We start from the raw sequence: 25,033 nt of genomic DNA, 5'->3' as shown, positions 1-25,033 counted from the left end.
GCGTCGGCTGGTTCGTTGGCCGGAGGTCCCATTGATCGGACGGCCGGACGGCCGGTCGCTCGGTCGCCGGTTCGGGCGTCGACCGTACGACCAGATTGTCCGGCTGTTTGGTTGACCCTGTCGCCGCTTCATCAGTTGACCACTCGGTCGCTTGATCGCTCGGCTTGTCCATCTTGAAGGGTGCAATCTGATTGATAATGACGAGCAGAACTATCCCGACCATCATGCAGACCAGCGTATAGAGAGCGAAATACTTCAGTGCATAACCCTCGCTGATTGGCAGAGCGGCCTTGACAGCGGCGCGAAATGATATTTTCGCATTATTGAAGGATACTTGCAGAAAAGGCAATAGATTTTAAGCATATGTTAAGCATTCCAGAAATTTCCAGCTTATGACAAGGTAGTTATTGGAAGGATCAAGGAAACAACTCCCGCACTGCTCGATTTATCTTAAGAATCCCGGTAAAGGCGAGACGCCCGCGCGGCTGCTTGTAATAGGCTGGCGTCATTGGCGAGGGTTCGCCAAGACAATGCCGGTGATATAGGCTAGATTGCATGGTGCCGGCAGCCTGGTTTCGAGGGTACGCCTTCGGGGTCGGCAGGGGGATCTGCATGTCGGCCATTGCATCTCTGTTTCAGGAAGCCGCCCGGCTTGCGGCCGGGTTTCGGCAGGCGACACCCGCCCGCCACATGCCCAGCCACGATTACGCCACCTCGCTTGCCGCCTTCGGCGAGCCGCTGCCAATGGCCGGATCACAGATGCTGGATGTCATCAGGCGGCTCGCAGATGGCGCCGAACCCGGGCTGCATGCAACCACCGGCCCACGCTTCTTTGGCTGGGTCATCGGCGGCTCCCATCCTGTCGGCGTCGCGGCCGATTTCCTCACCAGCGCCTGGGGCCAGAATGCCGGAAACCATGTCGCCGCTCCGGCTGCGGCCGCCGTCGAGACCGTCGCTGCGAGATGGCTTCTCGATCTCCTGAAGCTGCCAGCCGAAAGCTCGGTCGGCTTCGTGACCGGCGCGACGGTCGCGAATTTCACCTGCCTTGCCGCCGCCCGCGGCGAGGTGCTGCGCCAAGTCGGCTGGGATGCCGATGCCAAGGGGCTGTTCGGCGCGCCCGAAATCACCGTGCTGATCGGTGACGACGCCCACACGACGGTGTTCTCTGCGCTGCAATTCCTCGGCCTCGGCCATGATCGCGTGCTGCGCGTCCGCACCGATCCGGTGGGACGGATAGACCCGGCCGCGCTGGCGGGCACGCTCGATACGGTCTCGGGTCCCGTCATCGCCATTCTCCAGGCGGGTCAGATCAATACCGGCGCTTTCGACGACTTCGCCGCGATCATCCCGCTGCTTAAAACGAAAGGCGCCTGGGTGCATATCGACGGCGCCTTCGGCCTTTGGGCGCAGGCGTCGGTGAAGACCAGCCATCTCAGCCGCGGCATCGAAGCCGCCGACAGCTGGGCGACCGACGGCCACAAATGGCTACAGACACCCTATGATTGCGGCTATGCGATCGTCCGCAGCGAACTCGCCCATCGCCGCGCCATGACGATCGCCGCAAGCTATCTGCCGCTCGCCGGCGTAGGCGAACGCGATCCCTCCCATTATGTGCCGGAGCTATCAAGAAGGGCGCGCGGCTTTGCCACCTGGGCGATGCTGAAACATCTCGGCCGCGAAGGCATGGCCGCCCTCATCGACCAGTGCTGCGCCTCGGCACGACTGGCGGCTGATCTGCTCGCCCGCGAGCCCGGCATCGCCATTCTGAACGAGGTCACGCTGAACCAACTCGTCATCCGCTTCGGAGCCGGCCGTCCGGACGAAGAAGGCGATGCGCTGACCCGAAAGACGATCGAAAAGATCCAGGCGGACGGCCTGATCTTCGCCGGCGGCGCCAAATGGCGCGGCCGCGACGTGTTGCGCCTCTCCGTCACCAATTTCCAGACGACATCGGATCAGGCGGAACTGGCCGCCCACAGCATCATTGCGGCTTACCGGAGCGTTAGCAGCGTGGACAGCGCGCCAACTGACAGGGTCCCGGCTGACAGGGTCCCCAGTGGACACGGCCAATGAAATGCCAACACTTATATGGGCGGGCTGGCTGTATTGCCGGCATCGATTCGCGCCCGTCATCCCATTGCCACAGGCAGCGATTATAGCTCCGCGTCCGTTCCGATCGCGCAAGGAGGATGAGCCATGAACGCCAATGATGTCGCCGCTCATTGGGAGAGCAATGCCGAGAACTGGACGATCTATAGCCGCGCGGGCTACGACAAATATCGCGACGCGCTGAATACGCCGGCCTTTCTCGATATGCTGCCACCGGTCGCCGGACTTGCCGGGCTCGACCTCGGCTGCGGCGAAGGCTCGAATACCCGCGCCGTCGCCCGTCTCGGCGCCCGTATGACCGGCCTCGACATCGCGCCGACCTTCATTCGCCATGCCCGCGAGACCGAGACACAGGCGCCGCTCGGCATCGGCTACGTGCTTGGCGATGGCCAGAGCATCGACTTCCCGGCAGCGACTTTCGATTTCGTAACCGCTTTCATGTCGATGATGGACATGGCCGATCAGCGCCAGGTCCTGAACGGCATCCACCGCATTCTGAAACCCGGCGGCTTCCTGCAGTTTTCGATCCTCCACCCCTGTTTCGTGCCGCCGACGCGCCGCAATATCCGCAATGAAGCGGGCGAACCGATCGCGGTGGAGATCGCCGATTATTTCGACGAGAGCGACGGCCGGATCGAGCGCTGGATCTTTTCCTCTATCCCCGAGGCGGAGCGGGCAAAGCTGCCCCCCTTTTCCATCCCGCGCTTCCACCGGACGCTGTCGACCTGGGTTTCGATGATCGTCGAAGCGAGGCTGACGATCGAGGCCTTCGGCGAGCCGATGGCGTCGTCGGAGGTGGCGCAGGCCGAGCCTGTCGTCGCCGACACCCGCATCGCACCGATCTTCCTGCATATCAGGGCGCGCAAGCTTTAAATTCGCGTCATCGAGGTTTGGAAGGACGTTCCTCAGCGCGCTGACGAACTCGGCTTCACCTCAGACGAACCGGCATCATCGTCGCACTGCGACGACCGAACTGGCGCGGTACCTGGACAGCTGCACCCGGTTGGATTGATTGCCGCCGAACAGGTAGACGTACTGACGGCGCTGATCGATGTGATCGAAAAGGCTCACATGAAAGCGCTTGCCGTTGCGGATCACCACGACATCCCCTCGCCTGGCGGCGCGGAAGAACACCGGCTTGCCGAACTTCCTCCAGGACGCTGCCATGTTCGGATTGGGCGGCGGCTCCCGCGACGATCGCTTGGCGATAAAGGCCAGGAACGCTCCGCACCACGACACCCTGCGGGGATTGACGCTGAGGAAGGAGATGGAGCGCTCGTGCATGCTTTTGTACTTCGATGCCGTGCCCAGCATGTCCGCCTCACAGGGCACGGCAAGCGCCGTGAGGACGATGACGAGAATAACCTTCATAGTTACCCACCATTGTTTTGTATAAACGCTCAAATTCCGAAATGTGGCGAAGAATAAAACAGGCGCGGCAACGTAGATGCCAATTATGGCGTGATTTAGAAACAACTAATACTGGCATTTTGCTGGTGAAAATTGGCCCAAAACAAGGCGCCGGGCCACCACAGACGAGCCTTCTTGCAGCCGGGCACGACCAATGCAAATCCTGCAAATACCGGGTTTACAAGCCAGAAGTGTTGGAGTTTCACTCATTGGAACCGGTTTCACACCGACCGCAGTCGCAAGTGATTGAGCAACAAGATCATTCGCCAAAGAGTTGACAGCACTGCGCGGCCTAGGCCATCACCTATACGAGCTATATTTCCGATAGCCCCTAGTAATACTTAGCCATGAGGGGAAATACATAGCGCTCGCCGCCCTTCATTGGTGAAAACCGGAGGTCCTGCCCCCTGCCGATCGCGGACATGGACGTTCCGAACACCGGATAGCCGGCGCCGTGAGTTAACCGTGGGGTTGCACCGTGGGCTGGCCCATGACCGAGGCAGGATTCGCGGCAAGCGCCCTGGTGACCAGAAGTGCCGCGGCAAGAACAGGGACCACCGCCCAATACGAAAAGCGGATGCCGACATGTTCGGCGACGAAGCCGAGCAGCGGCGGTCCGGCGAAAAACACGAGAAACGTCGTCTGCCCGAGTGCTGCAACGCTGACCGGCGCGGGTCGATCCGTGCGTCGGGCCGCGGCCGAGATGGCAAGCGGATAGACCGATGAGCAGCCGAGCCCCGTCAGGCCAAAACCTGCGAGCGCGACGACAGGATGCGTGGCCGTCGCCACCATCGCGACACCGATGGCCGTGATCCCAAGAAGAGTTAATGCGACCGGGCGTGGATTGAAGCGGTCGATGACAGGGTCCATGCCGAGCCGCCCGATGGCGATCAGCAAGGAGAAGATGGTCACGCCGAGCCCGCCGACGAATGGTTCGACGGCAAATACGTCCCGCATATAGATCGCCGACCAATCGACGCTTGCGCCTTCGGCAAGAAGAGGACCTGCGCCGACGAGGCAAAGGGGCAGCAGCCCGATGGTGGGAAAGGCGAAAAGCGGCGCATGTCCGGGGTGTGCGTCGCGCCGTTTGGGCGCATTCTCGATCCCGGAGAAAACGATCGACCCCGCAATCAAGACAATGATGAGGATGATGAAGGTATGCAGTTCGATGGAGACGGCCACCTGCCGCATGCCGGCGGCAACCAGGGCGGTGAGGCAGAAGCCGAGGCTCCACATGCCGTGAGCCCGGCTCATGATGCGGTATCCGAGCAACGCCTCATGGCGATCGGTTTCGATATTGGCGTTGATCTCGAATGCCCCGGTGAAAATGCCAGCAATGAAGAACAACGGCACGGCCAGCGGAGCTGAAGGCATCCACGGGATCAGCGCCAAAAACAGCGAAGCGCCGAAGACAGTGACAAAGGCGGTCGTGCGCGCACCGAGCCGCTCGATGAATCTCACCGCGAACGTCAGCCCGCAGAGAACACCTAACGACAAGACAGCGAGCAAAAGGCCTAGTTCTCCTTCAGCAAGGCCGAACTTGCGCTGCAGGTCGGGCAGCCGCGAAAGGAACGCGCCGAGGGAAACGGCCACGGCAAATTGAATGAAGAAAATGCGATGATGCGGCTTCATCTCGGGACTTGCTCCGATTGCGGCGGGGTTGAAGCCCAGATATCCGAGCGGCAAAGCCGGACATTCCGACGAAATGGCGACTGGCCCAAATCCGCGGCTCCCGCTTGTCTCACACCGTTGCTGACAGTTTCTGTCAGCATGCCGGTGCCGCCCGTCGTTTGACTCGGGTTGGCGGTTCGCCGGAGGTGGTCGCCGGCCTGACCGCTTGTGACGTCACGAGTGGATGGTGCCCGCCTCTGCCGCCTCTCCCTCTCACAAAAAATTCGCACCCACATCAATTTACTTGCCGTTCTGCAATGCGGCATATGTTTGTGTTCATGGCCAAGTGGCATGAGCGGGGAATCATGACGTCGACACATGCAGACAACAGGGGTGAAGGTGCCAGCCGAAAGGGCTTTGTCGGACTGGTCGTCGGCGCGGTCGGCGTCGTCTACGGCGATATCGGCACCAGCCCGCTCTATGCATTTCGCGAGGCGCTGAGGCCCTTTGCCGCTGATGGCGTGCACGAGGCCGAAGTCGTGGGTCTCATTTCGCTGATGGTCTGGACGCTGACCATCATTGTGACCTTCAAATATGTGCTTTTTCTTCTCAGGGCGGACAATGACGGCGAAGGCGGCGCGCTCTCGCTTCTCGCCCTCCTGATGAAAAAAATGGGGCGAAATGTGCCGGTGCTCTTCTTCGCCGGTCTGATCGGAGCGGCTCTCTTCATCGGCGATGCGATGATCACGCCCGCTCTGTCGGTCATGTCGGCGCTCGAAGGCCTGAAGCTCGTCACACCGGCCTTTGCAGAATACGTTCCGCTGGCGTCGGCCGCGATCATGATCATTCTCTTTGCCGTCCAGTCGCGGGGAACTGCTGCCGTTTCGACGTTTTTCGGCCCGATCACGGTGTTGTGGTTCCTGGCCATGGCGGCGGGCGGTCTGATCCATATCGGTGATGACTGGAGGATTCTGGAGGCCCTCAATCCAGCCAATGCATTCCTGTTCCTCACCCATGCCGGCAGCGTCGGCCTCATCGTGCTCGGCGCCGTCTTTCTGACTGTCACCGGCTGCGAAGCGCTCTATGCCGATCTCGGACATTTCGGCCGCCGCCCGATCCAGATGGCATGGTTCGTGCTCGTCTTTCCGGCATTGCTGCTGAACTACCTCGGCCAAGGCGCGCTGGTGCTCGCCCATCCCGAAACGGCCGACAACCCGTTCTTTCTGATGTATCCCGATTGGGCCTTGCTGCCTATGGTTCTCCTGGCGACGATGGCGACGATCATCGCCAGCCAGGCGGTGATCACGGGCGCATTTTCGCTGTCCCGCTCGGCGGTTCACCTCGGCTTCCTGCCGCGGCTCAGAATCAAATTCACCTCGGAGACCAACACCGGCCAGATCTACGTGCCGGCCGTCAATCTTCTCCTGCTGACCGGCGTCCTGATGCTGATCTTTTCGTTCGGCGACTCCGAGTCGCTGGCGACGGCCTACGGCATTTCGGTAACCGGAACCATGGTCATCTCGACCATGCTGGTCTTCCAGTTCCTTAGGGTCGTCTGGGGTTACTCCTTGGTGCTCGCCGCCGTCTGGCTGCTGCCGCTCTTCACCATCGAAGTCATGTTCCTGGCGGCCAATCTGCTGAAGATCTACGACGGCGGCTGGGTTCCGGTCGCCCTTGCGCTGGCGATCATGATGCTGATGTGGACATGGACCCGAGGCCAGGCCTATCTGAAGAGGGTGCGGGCCAACAACGAGATCCCGCTCGATTCCTTCATCAGGTCGATCGAGCGCAAGTCGGAGCATTCGCCGGTCACCGTTCCGGGAACGGCAGTCTTCCTGACCAGCGTCCCGGATCGGACGCCGAATGTTCTGCTCCACAATCTCAAGCACAACCACGTGCTTCACGAACAGAACGTCATCCTGACCGTCTGGACCGAAGACGAACCATATGTCCCCGATAGCCGCCGTATCAAGATCAGCCAGCTCTCGCCGCGCTTCGTGCGCCTTGATATCAGCTTCGGTTTCATGGACGATCCTGACGTCACAAAGGCGCTGGCTCTGTGCAGAGAAGGAGGCTTCAAGTTCGAAATCATGAAGACCTCCTTCTACCTCGGCCGTCGGAACCTTGTGAGGACGCCGAACACCGGCCTGCCCGGCTGGCAGGAGCGCATATTCATGGGACTGGAAGGCTTGGCGATCGATCCCTCCGATTACTTCAACCTGCCGTCAAACCGCGTCGTCGAACTCGGCGAACAGATTGCCATCTAGAAGTGGACGCCGGGGAAGAGTTGGCGGGTCAGGCCTTGGCCGAGATCGCGCTCAACTCCTCCAGATCGAGATCCCGTTCCAGTTCGTCCAACGTCTCGTCATCGATGTCGCCGGCCCGGTGGAGACGAATGAGTTCTCGGCGTCCTGTCGCAACCGCTTCGAGAACGACGTCGAAATGAGCATGGAGCATCGGCACGTAATGCTCGGTTCTCTCGGCATAGTCGACAATCGCTGTCGCCCTGCGCTGATAACGCTCCAGCAGTTGCGGGTGGATGAGCTTTCCCTCCCCGTCATAGGCCAGGTTTTGCACCGCCCCGAGCTGCACCTGCGCCATGGCGGCTTCGGCCTGGCTCATGGTCAGGCGCGCTCTTTCCGTCTCCGGCGCCAGCCGCGCCCAGGCAATCACCCGCCCCAACGTCGTGCCCTGCACGAGCACGGTTCCGAGAATGACGGCAAAGGACGTGGCGAGGATGAAGTCACGGCCGGGGAATCCCTCGGGCAGGCTCAGCGCCAAGGCGAGCGTGACCACGCCGCGCACGCCCGCCCAGCTCAGAACGGTCGCACCGCCTGCCCCGAGCGGCCGGGTCCGCGTGAACCCCAGCGCTGCACATGACTTGATGACGAGATCCGAGGCGAAGACCCAGGCAAAACGCGCGACGACGAGTGTCACGAGGACTGCGAGCATCGGCAGCCCCATTGTCGCGATCATGGTGGTAAAACCGCCGCCGCGTTCGACGACGTCGCGGAGTGACAGCCCGATCAATGTAAAAACCGCAGCTTCCATCAGGAAGATCATCACCGTCCAGAACGATGTGCCGCGCATGCGTGTGGCCGCTGAAAATACCGTGTGCTGGTGCCAGGAAGCGATCAGGCCGGTGGTCACGGTGGCGATTACCCCGGAAACATGCAGCAGTTCGCCAAACAGATAGGAAATCCAGCCGAGCAGCACGGTGGCCGCGATGATCAGATAGTCGTCGCCGAGATGCCGGATGAGTTTGACCCATGTCGCTCCGACCACGATGCCGACGATGGCGCCGCCCAGCGCCAGCACGAAGAAGTTGCCAACCGCTTCCCCCGCGCTGAAGGCGCCCGTTGCAGCGGCGGCAACGGCAAAACGGAAAAGAACCAGACCGCTCGCATCATTGAGCAGGCTCTCGCCTTCTAGCAGAATCTGCAGCCGCCGTGGCAGCCTGACGCGCTCCAGCACGGCGCGCGCTGAAACCGCGTCCGGCGGCGCAACGATCGCGCCCAGTGCCGCGCAGGCGGCCCAGGGGAGTGACGGAAAGATAAGATGGGCGACAAAGGCCACGATGGCGCAGGTGAATACGACCGCGCCGACGGCGAGTGAGGCGATGCCGATCATATGGCGCCGCAGCCGCGCCAGCGCGATGGACCAGGCGCCATCCATCAATAGCGGCGGCAGGAAGATGACCAGCACCAGCTCGGGGTCGACTGCGATTGCCGGCAGCCCCGGCACGAACGCCAGCAAAGCGCCACCGGTCAGCAGTGCGACCGACGGCGGCAGTCCGAGCCTGTGGGCGGCATAGTGCAGCGCGATGATCGCGAGAAACATCGCGATGACAAGCTCGAATAAAGGGGTTGGTTCCATGTTCCCTGCCCTGGCTCAGCAACGAATGTGAATATGTGCTGGCAAGAATTACAGCGACCTTGCGCATCTGAAAAGACGCGCCGCGCTTTAGAATTCTCCCCGGGATCAAGACCTCGGCTCGCGCCGCCATCGATCATTACCTGGATTTAATTGGAGTTTCCTGCGCATCCTCCTTACATCAGGCGTCCTGAGGCAAAGGAAGGTCCATGAAAAGGCGGACGCTGGTGCTCGCAGGTGCGACCATTGTCGCTTCCACCGTGGCTGCGGCAGCGATCTGGCCACGGCGGCATATCACCGTTGCCGCCAGAACTTTCGACTGGAAGGGAACAGATTTCCTCAGCGGCGGCACAAAGTCGGTCGCATTGGAAAAGCTGCCTGCGCCGCTCTTCCGCAGCCGTCCGAATTGCCTCGTGACATCAGCCCAGGCGCTTGGCCCCTGCCATGTCAACAATATTCCGGCCCGTCAGGACGTCTCGGAAGGAAAGGCCGGACTGCCCCTGCGGCTGGCCGTCCGCATCGTCCATGCCGCCGATTGCCGGCCGGTCGACAATGCCGACATCGAAATCTGGCATACCGATCATCGTGGCTTCTATTCCGGCCGCGAGGCGGCCGACACGTGTACGCTCGGCGACGCCGAGGCAATCAGCGGATTGGCTTTTCGCGGGCGCCAGTTGACGGATGCGGAGGGGCAGGCAAGCTTCCTGACAGCCTATCCCGGATGGTACAAGGGCCGCACGCCGCATGTTCACTGCCGCATCCTCATCGAGGGCAAGGAACTTCTGGTCAGCCAAATCTATTTCGACGATGTGCTGAGCGACATCATTTATGGCGAGCATCCGGACTATCTTGGACGCCCTCCCCGCGATACCCGCAATGAAGCGGACGGCCTTTTTCCGGAGGATGCCACCGATCACATGTTCGATTTCGAGAAGCTCGACGGCGGCGTGCTTTCCGCCACCATCACCATCGGCCTCTCTTCGTAAGCCGATCGCGCAGCCGGCCTTGCCGGACTTCCTCCACCATCGAAATTACAAGGGCGACTTTGCATCCGGCATGAAACCAGATGCAGCATTCCTGCGTACTAACTCTCGACAGCGGCTACAGGCAGCGAGGATTGATGGCATGGTCAGGAAAGAAGGCGTCGCACACATCCCCCGGCCAGTCGCCGAACAGGGACTGGCCAGGCTGATGATGAGGCTGCCCGCGACGCGGGCAACGATCAGAGCGGCCGCGGCGCGCCAGCCCCATCTTTACGAACTGTGCGGCGCCTATGGCGAGGCTTGCGCTGTCCTTGATCGCATGCGCAAGGATAGGTCGGCCGACCCGGCGATCGTCACCGAATATGAGATCATTTGCGCGGAAATCGAAATCGACGTCACCAGGATCCTGCTCGGCGGCCGATGAGTTTGCTTCCGATCCCTGTCAGATCAGCACGCCATCCACATCGATCGAAATGCTCAGCGTATCCGTATCGAAATGATGCGCAGCCCCATCCGAAATCTTGTAGTGGAAAGTCTCGCTCACCTCTCCACTAAGCCCGGCGAGCTTCGTCGCATCGACCGTGTAGCTATAGTCGCCGTGATCGTCGACATGGATGATGCCGTATTGCCCGGTGAGCGTCAGACCGTTCTTGCCGACCACCTCGCCCTCGAAGCGGCGAAGCAGCAGGATCCCATTGGCCGAACTGTCGTTTTCGAGGAGATTGCCATGATGGGCGCCATCCGTGTCGGCTGAGATTGTCAAGCTGTCATGGGCCGCGACAATGATCGGGGCAGCGTCCGTATGCGTTGCATCACCGGCAACGTGACTATCAAGGCTCACCAACAGGGCGTCGGCCTCCTCAATCGTCGTATTGTTGCTGACGGGAAAGGTGTTCGCGGCGATGATGGCCGGCGATATGCTGTATGGCGTGACATCGCTGGCGATGACATTGTCGTGGAAAGCCCCGGATGCAGGCCTGTCGACCTTCAGCGCCGCCTGCGACAGGTCGTCGAAAACGTTGTTGTGGATATCGATATCTTCGCGAACGTAACTGGTAGTGCCGGCTGAGCTGACCACAACGCCCCACACGCCGTCATGGATGTAGTTACCTGATATATCGTAGTCCCTGGTATCGCCCTGATCGCCGAGACCGATGGCGTAGGACCAGCTATAGCCGCCATAGCCCGAGATATCGTTGTCGTGGATGGCAATGTTCGTGCCTGCTTGCGCGCTGATACCGAAGCCGCCGCCGCTGATAGTGTTATCTTCGATAACAGCATCCATGGCCCGCACGATCGTCAGCACGCCCTTGGGTGTCACCGCACCTGTCTGGTCGAGACTATTGCCGCTGATCAGGATGTTGCTACTGTCGTTGATTTGGACGGCATCCGCCGTGGTGCCATGGGCATTGGTGACGGTATTGTTGAGGAGCGTGACCCCATTGAACTTTTCGATCCAAATGCCGTCGCCGTTCACATCGTTGATGGTGCTGTTTTCGATGGTGATGTTCGAGCCGGTCCGGAAGGTGACGGAACCGGTCTTGGACAATCCGGTGTGATCGATCTCGACGTTGTTGATCGTCCAGTTTGAAACATAGCCGCCATAGATGGCCGCACCTGACGTGTCCGAAATCTTGATATTCTCGATGACGATGTTCGAGGCGTAGAGGCTGTGAATGCCGTCGCCGGGGCTATGGATGACGGGGGCGTCGCCAACCCCATAGCTGCCGATCGTGATCGGGGCGCTGGCAGTGCCCGAATATTTGAGGTCTAGCTGGTCGTTGAACACGCTTCCGGCGGCAAGCAGCACGCTGTCGCCGGGCTGCAGCTTCAAATTTTCTACCGCCCAAAACGTCGCAAAAGGCGAAGCCTCGCTCGTTCCGGCGTTGCTGTTGGATCCTGTCGCTGAATTCACATAGTAAACTGTCATATCGCCATTTTTCTGATGATTTCGCAGCTGTTGGGGGTTGGCTGCGATGGATCTTTTGGAGGCGGCGAGTACAGGCCATATCGAAAGGCCCTAATATGACCAAGGCGGCGGCTGACAGGCCCGCGGGCCCGCCCTCGTCCGGGAAGGCGCCGAGGTTGGTACACCTCAATGATCGCAACTTACGCGAAGATAAGCAATGAAATATCCACCGAAAGGTGAATGAACAGTGCTGACTGTGCCGTTCCGCAACGCGGGTCGATGCGACCGGGGCGCATGAAGATGCCGCCCGTTCGGAACGTCTCTTTTCGAGACACAGTCAAGTTGGACGAGCGCTTTCAGCACTCGTCCAACGGAGAGCATTGGGAGGCGCGCTCTGCGTCGCTTCCGGCTTCCCCTTAGCTCAGCACGCCATCCGGATGGATGAAGACGGTCAGCGTGTTCGCGTCGCCATTATGCGAGGTGCCATCGTCGGTCCCGTAACTGAAGGACTCGCTCACGTAGCCGTTATGATCGCCATGGTCGGGAAGCTTCGTGTCATCGAGTGTATAGGCATAGTTGCCTTGCTGATCCACGTGGATGACGCCGTATTCGCCGGTCACCGTCAGGCCGTGCTTGCCGACGGTTTCGTCCCCGAAGCGGCGAAGCACCAGCGTATCATTGTCCGAGCTGTCGTTTTCGAGGAGATTGCCATGACGGGCAGCATCCGCATCGGTCAGGATCTTCAGGTTGTCATGGACGGCGACAACCGCTGAATCCACGGCCGGCTCCGTCGTTGCGGCAGCCTTGGTCTCGGTGCTTGCAAGCGCCGTCTCGACATTTGCGACCGTGTGGTTGTTGCTGACGGAAAAGGTGTGCGCGTCGATGATGGCGGGCGATATGCTGGTGGCCTTGACGCCGGTCTCGATGGTATTGTTGGTGAAGGAGCCGGATGCCGGCCTGTCGACCTTCAGCGCCGCCTGGGTGAGGTCGTCGAAGACGTTGTCGTGGACCTTGATATTCGTCAGGCTATAGTTGCTGCCGGTGGCTCCGCTGACGGCCACGCCCCAGGCGCCGTCGTGAATATGGTTGCCGGATATGTCGTAATCTCGCGCACTGCCCTGATCGCCGAGGCCGACGGCGAAGGACCAGCTGTAACCGTGATATCCCGATATGTCGTTGTCGCGGATGGCGACGGTTTTGCCCGCAAGCGCGCTGATGCCGAAGCCGCCGCCGGTCAGCACATTGTCCTCGACCACGGCGTCGGTCGCCCGCACCAGCACGATCACGCCCTTCGGGCTGTCGGCATGGGTCTGGTCGAGATGATTGCCCTTGATCAGAACATTGCTGCTGTCGTTGACCTGCATGGCATCGGCGGTCGAGCCATTCGCGCTGGTGACGGTATTGTTGAGAAGTTTGACGCCAGCGACCTTTTCGATCCAGAAGCCGTCGCCTTTGACATCGGATATCTTGCTGTCTTCGATCGTGACGTTCTTGCTGTTCCTGAAGGTGAAGGCACCGGCGTCTTGCGACATTCCGGACTTGGCGATCTCGACATTGCGGACCGTCCAGTTGGTGACATCACCGCCATAGATAGCCGCACCGCCGGTGTTCGATATTTTGAGGTTCTCGATGACGATGTTCGAGGCATAAAGACTATGAATGCCGTCGCCGCCGCTGTGGATCACGGGTGCGGCCCCCGTCCCGTAGCTGCCGATCTTGATCGGCGCGGTCTCGGTGCCGGAATGTTTGATATCGAACTGCTCGTTGAACACGCTTCCCTTGGCAAGAAGCACGCTGTCGCCAGGTTTCAGCCCCAAGGATTCCACTTTGGACAAAGTCGCAAAAGCCGATTTCTGGTCCGTCCCGCCGTTGCGGTCGGAGCCAGTCGCTGAGTTCACATAGTAGATTGTCATATCACCAATGTTGCCCTGTTCGTCGGATCGCTATGTCGCCACTGGAATCGGCCGGGGATCGGCCGACCGGATGCGGCGGGGGCAAACCTCCATGGCAAGAAGGCGATAAGATGGTGTCAATGCGGCAACGGGCCGGTTTGCGGGTCGCGCTCCACAGGCGAGGGCGCCGCTGCGGGAAAGCTGCAACTTGGCCCGAGAAAGCCGCGACTTGGAGGCGAATAAATCGAGGAATCTCGGAGCAACGTACCTCACCTTCAAGCTGTACGGCAGGTGATTCTGCTCTTCGCTTGAGCTCACCAAAGCCAAGCAATGAAAGATGTGCCGTGTGGCCCCTCACATCCTCCAAGCACGTTTACCCCTCTCCAAGGCGCTACTTCACCCCCTCTCCCGCAACGCCGTCGTCGGCGGCAGCCGCGCAGCCGCCAGCGCCGGCAACGCCCCGCCGATCACCCCGACCGCCAGCCCAAGCAGTCCTGCCGTCAAAATCACATCGGGCGTAACGACAAGCTGGAAGGCCATCTTCGTGTTGTTGGCGCCCATCGTGCTCGCCTGCCAGCCGTTAAAGGCAAACCATGAGGCGATGACGCCGACTGCGGCACCCGCCGCGGAAAGCAGCACCGCCTCGACCCAGGTGGCGGCGAAGGCCGGCAGGCGGGAAAAGCCGAGCAGGCGCAGCGTGGCGATCTCGGTCGCGCGGTCGGAGACCGAGCTCATCATCGTGTTCAAGGCGCCGGCCGTCGCACCCACGGCCATCAGCAGCGCGATCGGCCAGCCGAACAGGCGGATCAAGCTCTCGGTGCGCTCGGCCTGCGCGGCATAGAGATCGCCCTCGGGGATGGCTGTAAGCGGCGTGCCCGATATATCGGACAGCCGCTCGCGCAGTGCCGCCAGTGCCGTTGCAGGGTCGCCGCCGGCCAGCCGCACGCGCAGGCTCTGCACCTGCCCTTGGCGGTCGAAGGCCGATTGCACCGCGTCCAGATCGGCCCAGATCTCGGATTCGAAGGCGCTGCCAGCGGCGGTGAAATGACCGGCGACGGTCCAGTCGACCGCGCCGAACCGCACCCTCTGGCCGACGGCAAAGCCAGGGAAAGCGTCTGCGATGCGGGCGCCGACGACGATTTCGCGCGCGCCCGATAGAAATAGCCGCCCCTGCGAAAGCCGGGCGCGGGCGCGCAGATCGAGCCCTGCCGGGTCCATGCCCCTGAGCGACAGCGTCTGCTCCGCACCGTCGCTTCCCCTGACATCGATCGGCACGATAGTCTCGCGAGAAAGCGCCGATCCGCCGGTACCATCGGGCGCAATTCCGGTATCGCCGCTCATGGCGGTCAGGCTGCGGATCGCATCGGCAGGTACGTCCGAGCCGGTTTCCTGGTTGGTACCGCCACCTAGGATGACGGCGAGATCAGGCGAGCCAGCCCCGGCAAGGGTGGCCTCGAAGCCGCGCGCCATCGCCAGAAAGCCCGACAGCACCGCCACCACGAGGGCGACCGACAGCACCATCGACAGCGAGATCGCAAGCCGTCGGGGCAGGCTTCCGACATTGACTCCGAGCATGAGAAAGGTCTGCTTGAGCGTTGATAACATTGGATTATCTCGTTCTGAAGGCGTTGACGATGGGCAGGCGCATGGCGTTTGCGGCCGGCAGCAACCCGGTCAGTAGGCCGAGCCCCGCAATGATCGCGGCGGATTTCAGCAGCACCTCACCGCCGAAGACGAGGCCGAATTCCGGCCCGATCGAGAGCGTCGCGAGCTTTGCCAGAATGAGCCCACCCACGCCGCCGACGGCGAAGATGAACAGCGTTTCGCCGAGAATGAGCGCCGCGATCCGCCCGCGGGAAAAGCCGAGCACCTTCATCACGCCGATCTCGAAGCGGCGCTCCCGGATGGCGAAGAGCATGATGTTGACCGATATCATCAGGATCGTCACGAAGGCGGCGCCGACGACGAGGCTGACGATCAGCCCGACATCGGCGAACTGCCGGAGAAAGGCTTCGAGGAACTGCTTTTCCGATTGCGTCCTGGTTTCAGCCGCCGAATTGGCAAACAGCGCGTCGATGCGCGCGGCCAGCACGCCCGAGGCGACGCCGTCGCGCGGGCGCACCACGAAGGCGTCGACCGTATCCCTGTCGCGCGCACGGGCTGCATTGACCATGTCGTAGCGGGCAAGCATGAAATAAGTGTCGGTACCGGCATCGGCCCCCGCGAAGATACCCGCGACGGTGAAGCTCCAGTTCCGGCTGCCGTCGGCCTTGATGAGCTGGCTGGTTACGCCGATGCGCTGGCCGACCGACCAACCCTGCGCCTCAGCCAATGCCCTGCCGACAAGCACCCGGTCACCGCCCTCTTCCAGCGCCGCGATCAGTTCAGGCGTCAGCCCGAGTTCGGCGCCATTGGCGGCGGCAATCGCCCGCGGATCGACCGCGCTGACGGCCACCAGATTCTTCTCGACCTCGACGAAGCCGCGCATGCGTGCGGTATAGGCGACGGCTGCGACGTCGCCCTCCGCCGCGATCCGGTTGAGATAGGCAATCGGCAGTGGCAGCCCCCGGCCCGCTTTGTTGAACACGCCGAGCAGGTCGTCGCTGGCGCCGGCCGCCCCCTGGCTGCCGCTGACGAAACTCGCCGTCAGCCCGTAGATCAGGAAGGCGATGCCGACCGAAAACATCAGCAGAACGGCCCGCAGCCGCTTGCGCCAGGCGTTGCGCCGCATCAGCTGAAAAAAGGTCATCGGCCTTCCCCCTCGACGAATTCGCCCTTGTTGAGATGCAGCGTGCGCCGGGCAAAGGCGGCAGCCTCGGGATCGTGCGTGACCATGATGATCGTCTTGCGAAGCTCACGATTGAGGAAGCCCAGCATGTCCAGGATATCATTGGCCGATTTCCGGTCGAGATCGCCGGTCGGCTCGTCGCAGAGAATGAGACCGGGATCGGCGACGATGGCCCGGGCAATGCCGACGCGCTGTTGCTGCCCGCCCGACATGCTGGAGGGAAACTGCCGCTGCCGCCCCGCGAGCCCGACCAGATCCATCACCGTATCGACGCGCGCCCGCCGCTCCTTGCGCCCGAGCGGCTTCAAGAGCAGCGGCAGCTCGATATTCTCCGCGGCATTCAGCATCGGCAGCAGATTGTAGAACTGAAAGACGATGCCCATGCTGTGCGCCCGCCAGGCGGTTCTCGCCCCCTCGCCCATTTGCTCGAGATGACTGCGCCCGATGCGGATCTCGCCGGCGTCCGCGCTGTCGATGCCACCGAGCATATTCAGCAGCGTCGATTTCCCTGAACCCGACGGCCCCATCACCGCGACGAAATCGCCGCGCGGAATGGCAAGGTCGAGCCCTGACAAGATCGGTATTGTCTCCGCCCCGATCCGGAACGCCTTCCTGACGCCCGCAAGCGCGATATAGGGATCTTGAGTATCTGTCATTTTCGGCTCCTTGGTGGTTTATTCATCGGAACAGCGGCGCGAAGACCAGCCCGTCATCCTGAGTTGCGATCCACAGGATCGCCTCGAGGGATCAACCCGCATCGCCCAACCTGCGGGCCGGAGTCTCGAAGGATGAGGGCGGGTGAGTAGCACCAGCGCTTCCCTCACCCACCACGAGGCGAATGCGCGCCGCCATGGCAGGCCGCATGCCCGAAGGCGGCTGAGATAGCGACAGTCGAAGCGTCACCGTCCCCTTTTCCCGCGAAATCACCGGCGCGATCTTCGACACCTCGACCGCAAAAGGCTGGCCAGGAAAGCCGTCAAGCACCGCCTCGCCCGACAGGCCCGGCCGCATCAGCGCGATATTGGCTTCCGCCACATCCGCATCGATGACCATCTTCGCCGTATCGGTAATCACAAGCAGGCTTTCATTCTCCCGCACGCTGTCCTCGCGCGACAGCACCGTGTCGCCGACATGCGCGGTCAACCGCGTGATGGTGCCGGAGATCGGCGCGCGCACGGTCAACGCCTCCACCTGCTCGCGCGCTTTGTCGATCTCGAGCTCCGCCTTTTCGACATCCTGCCTTGCCTGCAGCGCGGCATTCTCGGCCCTGTCGGCAGCCGTTTTCGCCTCCTCTAGCGCCTGCATCGACATGGCGTCGCGCCCGGCAAGCCGCTCGGTGCGCACAAGCGATAACCGCGCCTGCGCGAGCTCGATGTTCTTTGCATCAAGCGCCAACGCCGCCGCCTGGCCTGATATCTCCGCGCCCCGAAGCGCGAAGCGTGCGCCGGCATCTTCGAGCCGCACCAGCACCTGCCCCGCGACGACAAGATCACCGGCCTCAACCTCGACCGCGACGATCCGGCCCTCATATTTGGAAAAGGCGGTGGCGGTGTCGGGGGCGATGACATAACCGGAGCCGGTGATCTCGCGAGGGAGCGCAGCCGTGCTCTTCGCTCCATCCTTAGTCGGCGTACGTCCCCCCTCAGCAGCGGCATCGTCTCGGGCTCGCGCCTCCGCTCCATTGGCGGATATCGTAAAGTCGCTGCCCGAAAACATCGCAAGCGCGGTCTCGATGCGCTCCAGCATCTCAGGTCCATAGAGAGAAACCGCCGCCAGCGATGCCGTTGCTACAAGGACGAGCATTACGCCAGGGATCATGCGCCGCCGGGCAAGAGGCGCCGGCGACTCTGTTTTGAAAGCCGCGGGCTCGATCGAAAGCGATCTTAGCTTGGCGGCAAGGTTTCGGTCATGTTCTGATGTCGTATTCATGCCGGCAAACATCGCCGACCGGGCAGAAATCGCGACCTCGAACACGATCCAGGCAGTCCTCGATCGCGATTATGTACCCGGTATCAGCCATACAGTGCGGAACCGGTTGTCTTTACGGAACGGCGAACGCGGATTGGCGAGGACCACCGCCTCGAACGACGATGGCGGGTGGCTAAGCCCTCCTCTGCCGCCATGCAATCGGCGTCATCTCAGTCACCCGGCGGAATTCCCGGTTGAAGTTGGACTTCGTCTGGAAGCCGACCTCGAACATCACCTCGGTCACCGGTTTCTCAGTGCCGGCAAGCAGCCGGCATGCCTCGCCGATCCTGTAATCATTGACATATTGCGAGACGTTCTTGTCCATCACCCGGTTGATCGCAGCCGAGATCTGACGGGCGGGGATGCCGGCCTTGCGGGCCAGCCGGTCGAGATTGAGATTGGCGTCGCGATAGAGTTTGCGGCCCTCCATCAGCGCATCGACCGCGGCGATGGTCTGCTTGTCCTCGCTCGTCTCCGGCCGCGGCGCCACGTCCACCATCTCGGCCGGCGCCCGGCTCCGGCTGGCGGCGGCCGCTGCGATACCGAGGATGACGAGGACGGCGAGATTTCCGATACTGATCAGCGTCAGCGCGCGCTCGCTATGTGCCGAGGTGAGGTCGAGAAAGACGAAGGTATCGACAGCGGCCGAAAGACACAGGGCGGCTGCTGTAAAGATGATCGCCCGATAGGCCGGCACCGCCCCTTCGAAGGGCGCCAGCCGCAGCGCATCGGCGCCCGGGCGCATCAGAAGCAGGATGGCCATGGCATAACCGATGAAGATCAGCACCAGCGCGATGTCGATCGCATCCCGCCAGAACGCCATCAGCAGCAGGATGACGGCGGCGGGCACGGCATGAAGGGCCATCCGCGCCGGCAGTGGCCGCCGGCTCGTCCTCACCAATCGGGAAACCCCGGCATAGGCAAGCGGCGGCACCGTCGCCGCGATCACGGGCGCGACCAACCCGATGGCCTGTAGTCCATATCCCCAGCGAAGGCCGGAGAGCACGGATTGCAGCGCGGCGAGCAGGATGAGTGCCAGAAACGGCCGGTTGGGCTCATCCTCATCGTCGCGTTTGAGGACGACGACGAAAAGGATGAGCAGCAATAGGGCGACGACAAAGGGAAGCGGTATGAAGATCATGGGGCCCATGAGATCGGAAATGGCGAAGAGAAGGCCATCATTGCCGAGATCCTCACCCGGCGCGACCTTCATCATGTTTTAGGACGCGTCTTAAGATCGGATTTTTGAGCTGGCGCCCCCGGGCTTCCAGCCGAACTGACGGTGCAAGAGCGGCAATTGCCGTGGCGATCGCCCTCTTCGATCAAACGCGTTTCAGAAACGCAAGCACTCGGCTGGTGAGGAGCGCGGTCGCATCCGCGTCATATGACGGCAGCGAGCTGTCGGCGAAGTAGTGCTGATCGCCGGGATATAGGAAAAGTTCCGCATCCTCGACCGCCTCGACGATCTCGCGGGCGGCATCGATATCGCCCTCGCCGACGAAAATCGGATCACTGTCCATACCGTGGATCTGGACCGGCACGCCATCCGGCCAGGGTCCGAAGGCCCACTCGCCACGGATCGGCAGACAGGAGTAAAAAAGCAGAGCGCCACGGGCCCCTGGCCGTGTCTGTGCCAGCTTTTGCGCTGGCAGCACACCGAACGAAAAGCCGGCATAGACGAGCGCCGCAGGCAGTTCGTCGGCGAGGCGAACGCCGCGCTCCCTGATATCGTCGAATCCGATCCCGCCGATATAGGCCAGACCCTCGTCAATGCTCTGAAACGTCAGCCCGTCGAAGAGATCGGGCGTGTGCACGATATGGCCATTTGCTCGCAAGGCGTCGGCGAAGGCGCGCACGCCCGGGGTCAGCCCTTGAGCGTGATGGAACAACAAGACTTCAGCCATACCAAACCTTCTCCCGATGATCGGTATCTAAGGCGTAGCACCGAAGAAGGCCAGCCGGGTGAAGATCGTATAGTCCGCTTCCGATACCATCAGCGCAACGAAAACCAGCACCAGCAGCGGCGGCAGCAGGATGGCGTAGACCAGCGCCAGCCGCTCCCAGGCCATGTGCATGAAGACGGCGACAATCAGACCGGCCTTCAGCATCATGAACAGCAGGATCAACGTCCACCTCAGATAGCTCTGGACGCCGAGATAATCGACCATGTAGGACGCCGCGCTGAGCACGAAGAGCAGCCCCCAGACGAGGAGATAGAGCCGGATCGGATGCTGCTGTCCGGTGTGTGTCTGTGCATGCACCGCTTGGTTTTGAGCATGCGCCGTTGTCTCGCTCATGACGACCTCACCACAGATAAAAGAACGCGAAGATGAAGACCCAGACCAGGTCGACGAAGTGCCAGTAGAGGCCCATGATCTCGACGGCCTCGTAGCGGCCTTTCCGGCTGGTGAAGAAGCCGCGCCGCTCCACGTCGAAATCGCCCCGCCAGACCTTGCGGGCGACGATGAGCAGGAAGATGACGCCGATCGTCACATGGGTGCCGTGGAAGCCGGTGATCATGAAGAAGGTCGATCCGAACTGGGCAGCCCCCCATGGGTTCTCCCAGGGGCGCACGCCTTCGGTGATCAGCTTCGTCCATTCGAAAGCCTGCATGCCGACGAAACAGGCTCCCAGAAGCGCCGTCAGCAGCATCAGTATCGCAGTCACGCGGCGGTCGCGGCGATAGCCGAAATTGACCGCCATCGCCATGGTGCCGCTGCTGGAGATCAGCACGAAGGTCATGATTGCGATCAGGATCAGCGGCACATCCTGGCCGCCGATATGCAGCGCGAAGACCTCGCTCGGATTGGGCCAGGCGACGGGCGTCGACATGCGGGCGGTCATATAGGCGATCAGAAAACAGCCGAAGACAAAGGTATCGCTGAGCAGAAAGATCCACATCATCGCCTTGCCCCAGGAGGCGGTCTTGAAGGCGCGCTGATCCGAGCTGAAATCGGCGGCGACACCGCGAAGGCCCGCTGGCCTGAGATTTGCCTCGCCGTGGGTCTGGACAGAATCTACCATCTTCAAATCCCCTAGCTTATCAACGTCCGGCAGAGATCGACGAAATCGTTCGCCCAGCCGGCAAAGAGCGCGAAGAGCAAAAGCCAGACGGCCAGCATGAAATGCGAATAGATGGCCGAAAGATCGACGCTGAGGCGCAGCCTTTCCGGCGCAACCTCGGCCGAGAATGCCCTGACCGTCGTATGCGCGAGCACCGCGAGCCCGCCGAGGATGTGCAGCCCGTGGAGGCCGGTGAGCATGTAGAAAAAGCTGTTGGCTGGATTGTCGGCCAGTACGTAGCCGGCCGCCGTCAGTTCCCGCCATGCCTGGATCTGCCCGGCGAGAAAGAAGACGGCTAGCGCAAGTCCTGTCGCAAGCGCCGGCCGGAGGCTTTCCATGCGGCCGTGCTGTGCTTGATGTTTGGCCCATTGCAGCGCGGCGCTGCTCAAGGCCAGTGCCGCGGTGTTCACCCAAAGCAGCCGCGGAACCGGCATCCCCCACCAGTCCGCCGATGCCGCACGCATGAAATAGGCGCTGACAGCAAGGCTGAAGACGGCGCCGACGATGCCGAGAAACACGAAGAGTCCGATCTTCACCGCCGGCACAGGCGCCCGCTCAGTGCCATGATGATCCGGCAACTGAACCGAGCCGGTTTCCAGCCAGGGCTTCGAGGTCAGCCGCTGCCCGGCCAGCCACCAGATCATGATGGCGGCGATGGCGGCGAGGAAGATCAGCACGACGCTCATGCCGGGACCTCTCGCGTCACGCCGTCGCTTGCCGGCACATTCTGCGGAATGAAATCCTCGGCCGCGCCCGGCACGCTGTAATCATAGGCCCAGCGGTAGACGACGGGCAAATCCTTGCCCCAGTTGCCATGCGCTGGCGGGGTCTGCGGCGTCTGCCATTCAAGCGTCGTCGCCCGCCATGGATTGCCGCCTGCCTCCTTGCCCCGGAAAAGGCTCCAGACCAGATTGAACAGAAAGACCATCTGCCCGGCCCCGACCACAAGCGCCATGACGGTGATGAAGATATTCAGTGTGTGGGCCGAAGGCGGGACGAAGGCCGTCTCTCCCATCTCGAAGTAGCGGCGCGGCACGCCGAGCAGCCCGAGATAATGCATCGGAAAGAAGATCGCATAGGTGCCGAGGAAGGTGACCCAGAAGTGGATCTGGCCGAGCATGTCGTTCAGCATGCGGCCCGTCACCTTCGGATACCAGTGATAGATCGCCCCGAAGATGACGAGGATCGGCGCCACCCCCATGACCATGTGGAAATGCGCGACGACGAACATCGTATCCGACAACGGTACGTCGACGACGACATTGCCGAGGAAGAGACCTGTCAGGCCGCCGTTGACGAAGGTGACGATGAAGGCGAGCGCAAAGAGCATCGGCAGCGTCAGGTGGATGTCGCCGCGCCACAGCGTCAGTACCCAGTTGTAGACCTTGATCGCCGTCGGGATAGCGATGATCAGCGTCGTGGTGGCGAAGAAGAAGCCGAAGGCCGGGTGCATGCCGCTGACATACATGTGGTGCGCCCAGACGACGAAGCTCAAGCCCCCGATGATGACGATCGCCCAAACCATCATGCGGTAGCCGAAGATGTTCTTGCGCGCATGCGTGCTGATCAGGTCCGAGACGATGCCGAAGGCCGGCAGTGCGACGATATAGACCTCAGGATGGCCGAAGAACCAGAACAGGTGCTGGAAGAGGATCGGGCTGCCGCCGCCATGCTGCAACTGCGTGCCCATCTCGACGATCGCTGGCATGAAAAAGCTGGTGCCGAGCACACGGTCGAACAGCATCATGACGCAGGCGACGAAGAGGGCCGGAAAGGCCAAGAGCGCCATCACGGTCGCGGTGAAGATGCCCCAGACAGTGAGCGGCATCCGCATCAGCGTCATCCCCCGCGCCCGACCCTGCAGCACTGTTACCACGTAGTTCAGCCCGCCCATGGTGAAGCCAATGATGAAGACGATCAGCGAAATTAGCATCAAGAGGATGCCCCAATCCTTACCACCCGGCGTGCCTGATAGCACCGACTGCGGCGGATAGAGCGTCCACCCCGCTCCCGTCGGCCCACCAGGAGCGAAGAAGCCGGCGGCGAGGATCAGCACCGCAAGCAGGTAGATCCAGTAGCTCAGCATGTTGGCATAGGGGAAGACCATGTCGCGGGCGCCGACCATCAGCGGAATGAGGTAATTGCCGAAGCCGCCGAGGAAGAGCGCGGTCAAGAGATAAATCACCATGATCATGCCGTGCATGGTGATGAACTGGTAGTAGTGATCGGCATCGATGAAGGAGAGAGCACCGGGAAAGGCGAGCTGAATGCGCATCAGCCAGGAGAGCACCAGCGCCACCAGGCCGATCGAGATCGCGGTCAACGAATATTGCACGGCAATGATCTTCGCATCCTGGCTGAACACATATTTGGTCCACCAGCTATGCGGATGATAAAGTTCGACATCCTCGACTTCGGCGGAGGGGATGCCGTCGGATGGAATCTCGACCATGATCTCTCTTCCCTTCCCGCCGGTTTCTTGAACCGGCAAACGGCTTTCCGGCCGCTGCATCGCGTCAGTTTGCCGGCGGCGGCTCTCCCGATGACGCCGTCAACTGGGTGAATGTCTGCTGCTGCCCGAGCCAGGTCTGGTAGTCGGCATCCTCATCGACCACGACAGTGCCGCGCATTTGCGGGTGGCCGACGCCACAGAGTTCGGCGCAGAGGATCTCGAAAGTCCCCGTCCGGGTCGGCGTGAACCAGAAATAGGTAATCATGCCGGGGATCATGTCCATCTTGGCGCGGAATTCCGGCACGTAGAAATCGTGGAGCACATCGACGGAGCGCAGCAATATATGCACCGGCTTGCCGATCGGCAGATGCAGCTCGCCGCCCTCGATGATGATGTCGTCTAGGCCGCTTGCGTCGTTCTTATCGAGACCGAGTGGATTTTCGGCGGTGACGTCGCGCGTCTCCGCACGGCCGAGCTTTCCGTCCGCCCCCGGCAGGCGGAAGCTCCACAGCCATTGCTGGCTGACGACCTCGACCGATGCGGCATCGGCAGGCACCGTGATGAACTGGTTCCACACGATGAGGCCGGGCGCCAGCATCGCCGCGACGCCGACCGCCGTTCCCCCTGCCAGCAGCAGCTCCAGCCGGCGGTTCTCGGGCTCATAATGCGCTTGGTTGCCCGGTCTGTGCCGGAAGCGGAAGACGCAGTAGGCCATGAACGAAACCACCGCCACGAAGACGATGCCGGTGATCCAGAAGGTGATGACAAGGGTGCTGTCGATATAGGTCCAGTTGGACGCGATCGGCGTCCACCACCACGGGCTCAGCACATGGAACAGCACGGAGCCGACGACAATCAGGACGAGGATCAGCACGACAGCCATGTCCGCTCCTCCTCGAGCAGGTTGACCCGTGAAACCGCATTCCGCAAAAAGTCCGTGTTTATTATCGCACAGATAGAAAATATCGGCAATTA

21 protein-coding genes are annotated in these 25,033 nt (G+C 61.7%); 5 read left to right on the top strand and 16 right to left on the bottom strand.

Going from position 1 to position 25,033, the window contains the following annotated elements; translation table 11 throughout:
- Positions 1-612 precede the first annotated feature (612 nt).
- Positions 613-2,073: a pyridoxal phosphate-dependent decarboxylase family protein gene (locus FFM81_RS08200; RefSeq protein WP_025416477.1), complete on the top strand. Its 1,461-nt coding sequence runs from the start codon at positions 613-615 to the stop codon at positions 2,071-2,073.
- 123 nt (positions 2,074-2,196) lie between these two features.
- A complete protein-coding gene (locus FFM81_RS08195; RefSeq protein ID WP_003564475.1) occupies positions 2,197-2,982 on the top strand; it encodes a class I SAM-dependent methyltransferase in 786 nt (261 codons plus the stop codon).
- A gap of 75 nt (positions 2,983-3,057) precedes the next feature.
- Here the strand turns inward: FFM81_RS08195 and FFM81_RS08190 are convergent, their stop codons facing one another.
- Entirely contained in the window at positions 3,058-3,480 is a 423-nt protein-coding gene (locus FFM81_RS08190; protein ID WP_003564477.1) for a TIGR02594 family protein, read from the bottom strand.
- Positions 3,481-3,978: 498 nt separating this feature from the next.
- Complete coding sequence (locus FFM81_RS08185) at positions 3,979-5,151, bottom strand: MFS transporter (RefSeq protein ID WP_138384128.1); 1,173 nt, start codon at positions 5,149-5,151, stop codon at positions 3,979-3,981.
- A 344-nt stretch (positions 5,152-5,495) separates the two neighbouring features.
- Between FFM81_RS08185 and FFM81_RS08180 the strand changes: the two genes are divergently transcribed.
- The gene (locus FFM81_RS08180; RefSeq protein ID WP_138384127.1) at positions 5,496-7,397 is read left to right on the top strand and encodes a potassium transporter Kup; all 1,902 of its coding nucleotides are present in this window, start codon (positions 5,496-5,498) and stop codon (positions 7,395-7,397) included.
- 28 nt (positions 7,398-7,425) lie between these two features.
- Here FFM81_RS08180 and FFM81_RS08175 read toward each other — a convergent pair whose 3' ends face one another.
- The gene (locus FFM81_RS08175) at positions 7,426-9,006 is read right to left on the bottom strand and encodes a Na+/H+ antiporter (protein ID WP_138384126.1); all 1,581 of its coding nucleotides are present in this window, start codon (positions 9,004-9,006) and stop codon (positions 7,426-7,428) included.
- A 206-nt stretch (positions 9,007-9,212) separates the two neighbouring features.
- On the opposite strand from FFM81_RS08175, the gene FFM81_RS08170 reads away from it, so the two are divergent.
- Positions 9,213-9,989 (top strand): dioxygenase family protein, encoded by a 777-nt coding sequence (locus tag FFM81_RS08170; RefSeq protein ID WP_138384125.1) that lies wholly within the window; start codon positions 9,213-9,215, stop codon positions 9,987-9,989.
- A gap of 139 nt (positions 9,990-10,128) precedes the next feature.
- Positions 10,129-10,410 (top strand): hypothetical protein, encoded by a 282-nt coding sequence (locus FFM81_RS08165; protein ID WP_003564489.1) that lies wholly within the window; start codon positions 10,129-10,131, stop codon positions 10,408-10,410.
- An 18-nt stretch (positions 10,411-10,428) separates the two neighbouring features.
- Here the strand turns inward: FFM81_RS08165 and FFM81_RS08160 are convergent, their stop codons facing one another.
- The 13 genes from FFM81_RS08160 to FFM81_RS08100 all read right to left on the bottom strand — a co-directional run bounded on the left by FFM81_RS08160 (position 10,429) and on the right by FFM81_RS08100 (position 24,941).
- Entirely contained in the window at positions 10,429-11,916 is a 1,488-nt protein-coding gene (locus FFM81_RS08160; protein ID WP_138384124.1) for a right-handed parallel beta-helix repeat-containing protein, read from the bottom strand.
- 395 nt (positions 11,917-12,311) lie between these two features.
- Entirely contained in the window at positions 12,312-13,808 is a 1,497-nt protein-coding gene (locus tag FFM81_RS08155; protein ID WP_138384123.1) for a right-handed parallel beta-helix repeat-containing protein, read from the bottom strand.
- 375 nt (positions 13,809-14,183) lie between these two features.
- On the bottom strand, positions 14,184-15,392 hold the full coding sequence (locus FFM81_RS08150; RefSeq protein WP_138384122.1) for an ABC transporter permease: 1,209 nt from the start codon (positions 15,390-15,392) through the stop codon (positions 14,184-14,186).
- A 4-nt stretch (positions 15,393-15,396) separates the two neighbouring features.
- Entirely contained in the window at positions 15,397-16,536 is a 1,140-nt protein-coding gene (locus tag FFM81_RS08145) for an ABC transporter permease (protein ID WP_128398315.1), read from the bottom strand.
- The gene (locus FFM81_RS08140) at positions 16,533-17,231 is read right to left on the bottom strand and encodes an ABC transporter ATP-binding protein (protein ID WP_138384121.1); all 699 of its coding nucleotides are present in this window, start codon (positions 17,229-17,231) and stop codon (positions 16,533-16,535) included. The genes FFM81_RS08145 and FFM81_RS08140 overlap by 4 nt, the downstream gene beginning before the upstream one ends.
- Before the next feature lie 91 nt (positions 17,232-17,322).
- On the bottom strand, positions 17,323-18,549 hold the full coding sequence (locus tag FFM81_RS08135; protein ID WP_025416487.1) for an efflux RND transporter periplasmic adaptor subunit: 1,227 nt from the start codon (positions 18,547-18,549) through the stop codon (positions 17,323-17,325).
- A gap of 127 nt (positions 18,550-18,676) precedes the next feature.
- Positions 18,677-19,684, bottom strand: a complete 1,008-nt coding sequence (locus tag FFM81_RS08130) for a helix-turn-helix domain-containing protein (protein WP_138384381.1) — start codon at positions 19,682-19,684, stop codon at positions 18,677-18,679.
- Positions 19,685-19,865: 181 nt separating this feature from the next.
- A complete protein-coding gene (locus FFM81_RS08125; RefSeq protein WP_003564503.1) occupies positions 19,866-20,447 on the bottom strand; it encodes a dienelactone hydrolase family protein in 582 nt (193 codons plus the stop codon).
- 27 nt (positions 20,448-20,474) lie between these two features.
- Complete coding sequence (locus FFM81_RS08120) at positions 20,475-20,840, bottom strand: cytochrome C oxidase subunit IV family protein (RefSeq protein WP_138384120.1); 366 nt, start codon at positions 20,838-20,840, stop codon at positions 20,475-20,477.
- A gap of 7 nt (positions 20,841-20,847) precedes the next feature.
- Positions 20,848-21,567, bottom strand: coding sequence for a heme-copper oxidase subunit III family protein (locus FFM81_RS08115; RefSeq protein ID WP_003564507.1), 720 nt, complete (start codon positions 21,565-21,567; stop codon positions 20,848-20,850).
- 11 nt (positions 21,568-21,578) lie between these two features.
- Complete coding sequence (locus FFM81_RS08110; RefSeq protein ID WP_138384119.1) at positions 21,579-22,292, bottom strand: cytochrome c oxidase subunit 3; 714 nt, start codon at positions 22,290-22,292, stop codon at positions 21,579-21,581.
- A complete protein-coding gene (ctaD, locus tag FFM81_RS08105; protein WP_003564511.1) occupies positions 22,289-24,058 on the bottom strand; it encodes a cytochrome c oxidase subunit I in 1,770 nt (589 codons plus the stop codon). The genes FFM81_RS08110 and ctaD overlap by 4 nt, the downstream gene beginning before the upstream one ends.
- Positions 24,059-24,122: 64 nt before the next feature.
- Positions 24,123-24,941, bottom strand: a complete 819-nt coding sequence (locus tag FFM81_RS08100; protein WP_003564513.1) for a cytochrome c oxidase subunit II — start codon at positions 24,939-24,941, stop codon at positions 24,123-24,125.
- Between the last annotated feature and the right edge of the window lie 92 nt (positions 24,942-25,033).

The sequence above is a fragment of the Rhizobium hidalgonense genome (assembly GCF_005862185.2).
Taxonomy (GTDB): Bacteria; Pseudomonadota; Alphaproteobacteria; order Rhizobiales; family Rhizobiaceae; genus Rhizobium; species Rhizobium hidalgonense.
Note: the sequence above shows the minus strand (reverse complement) of the source record. Positions and strands in the feature narration are given on the sequence as shown.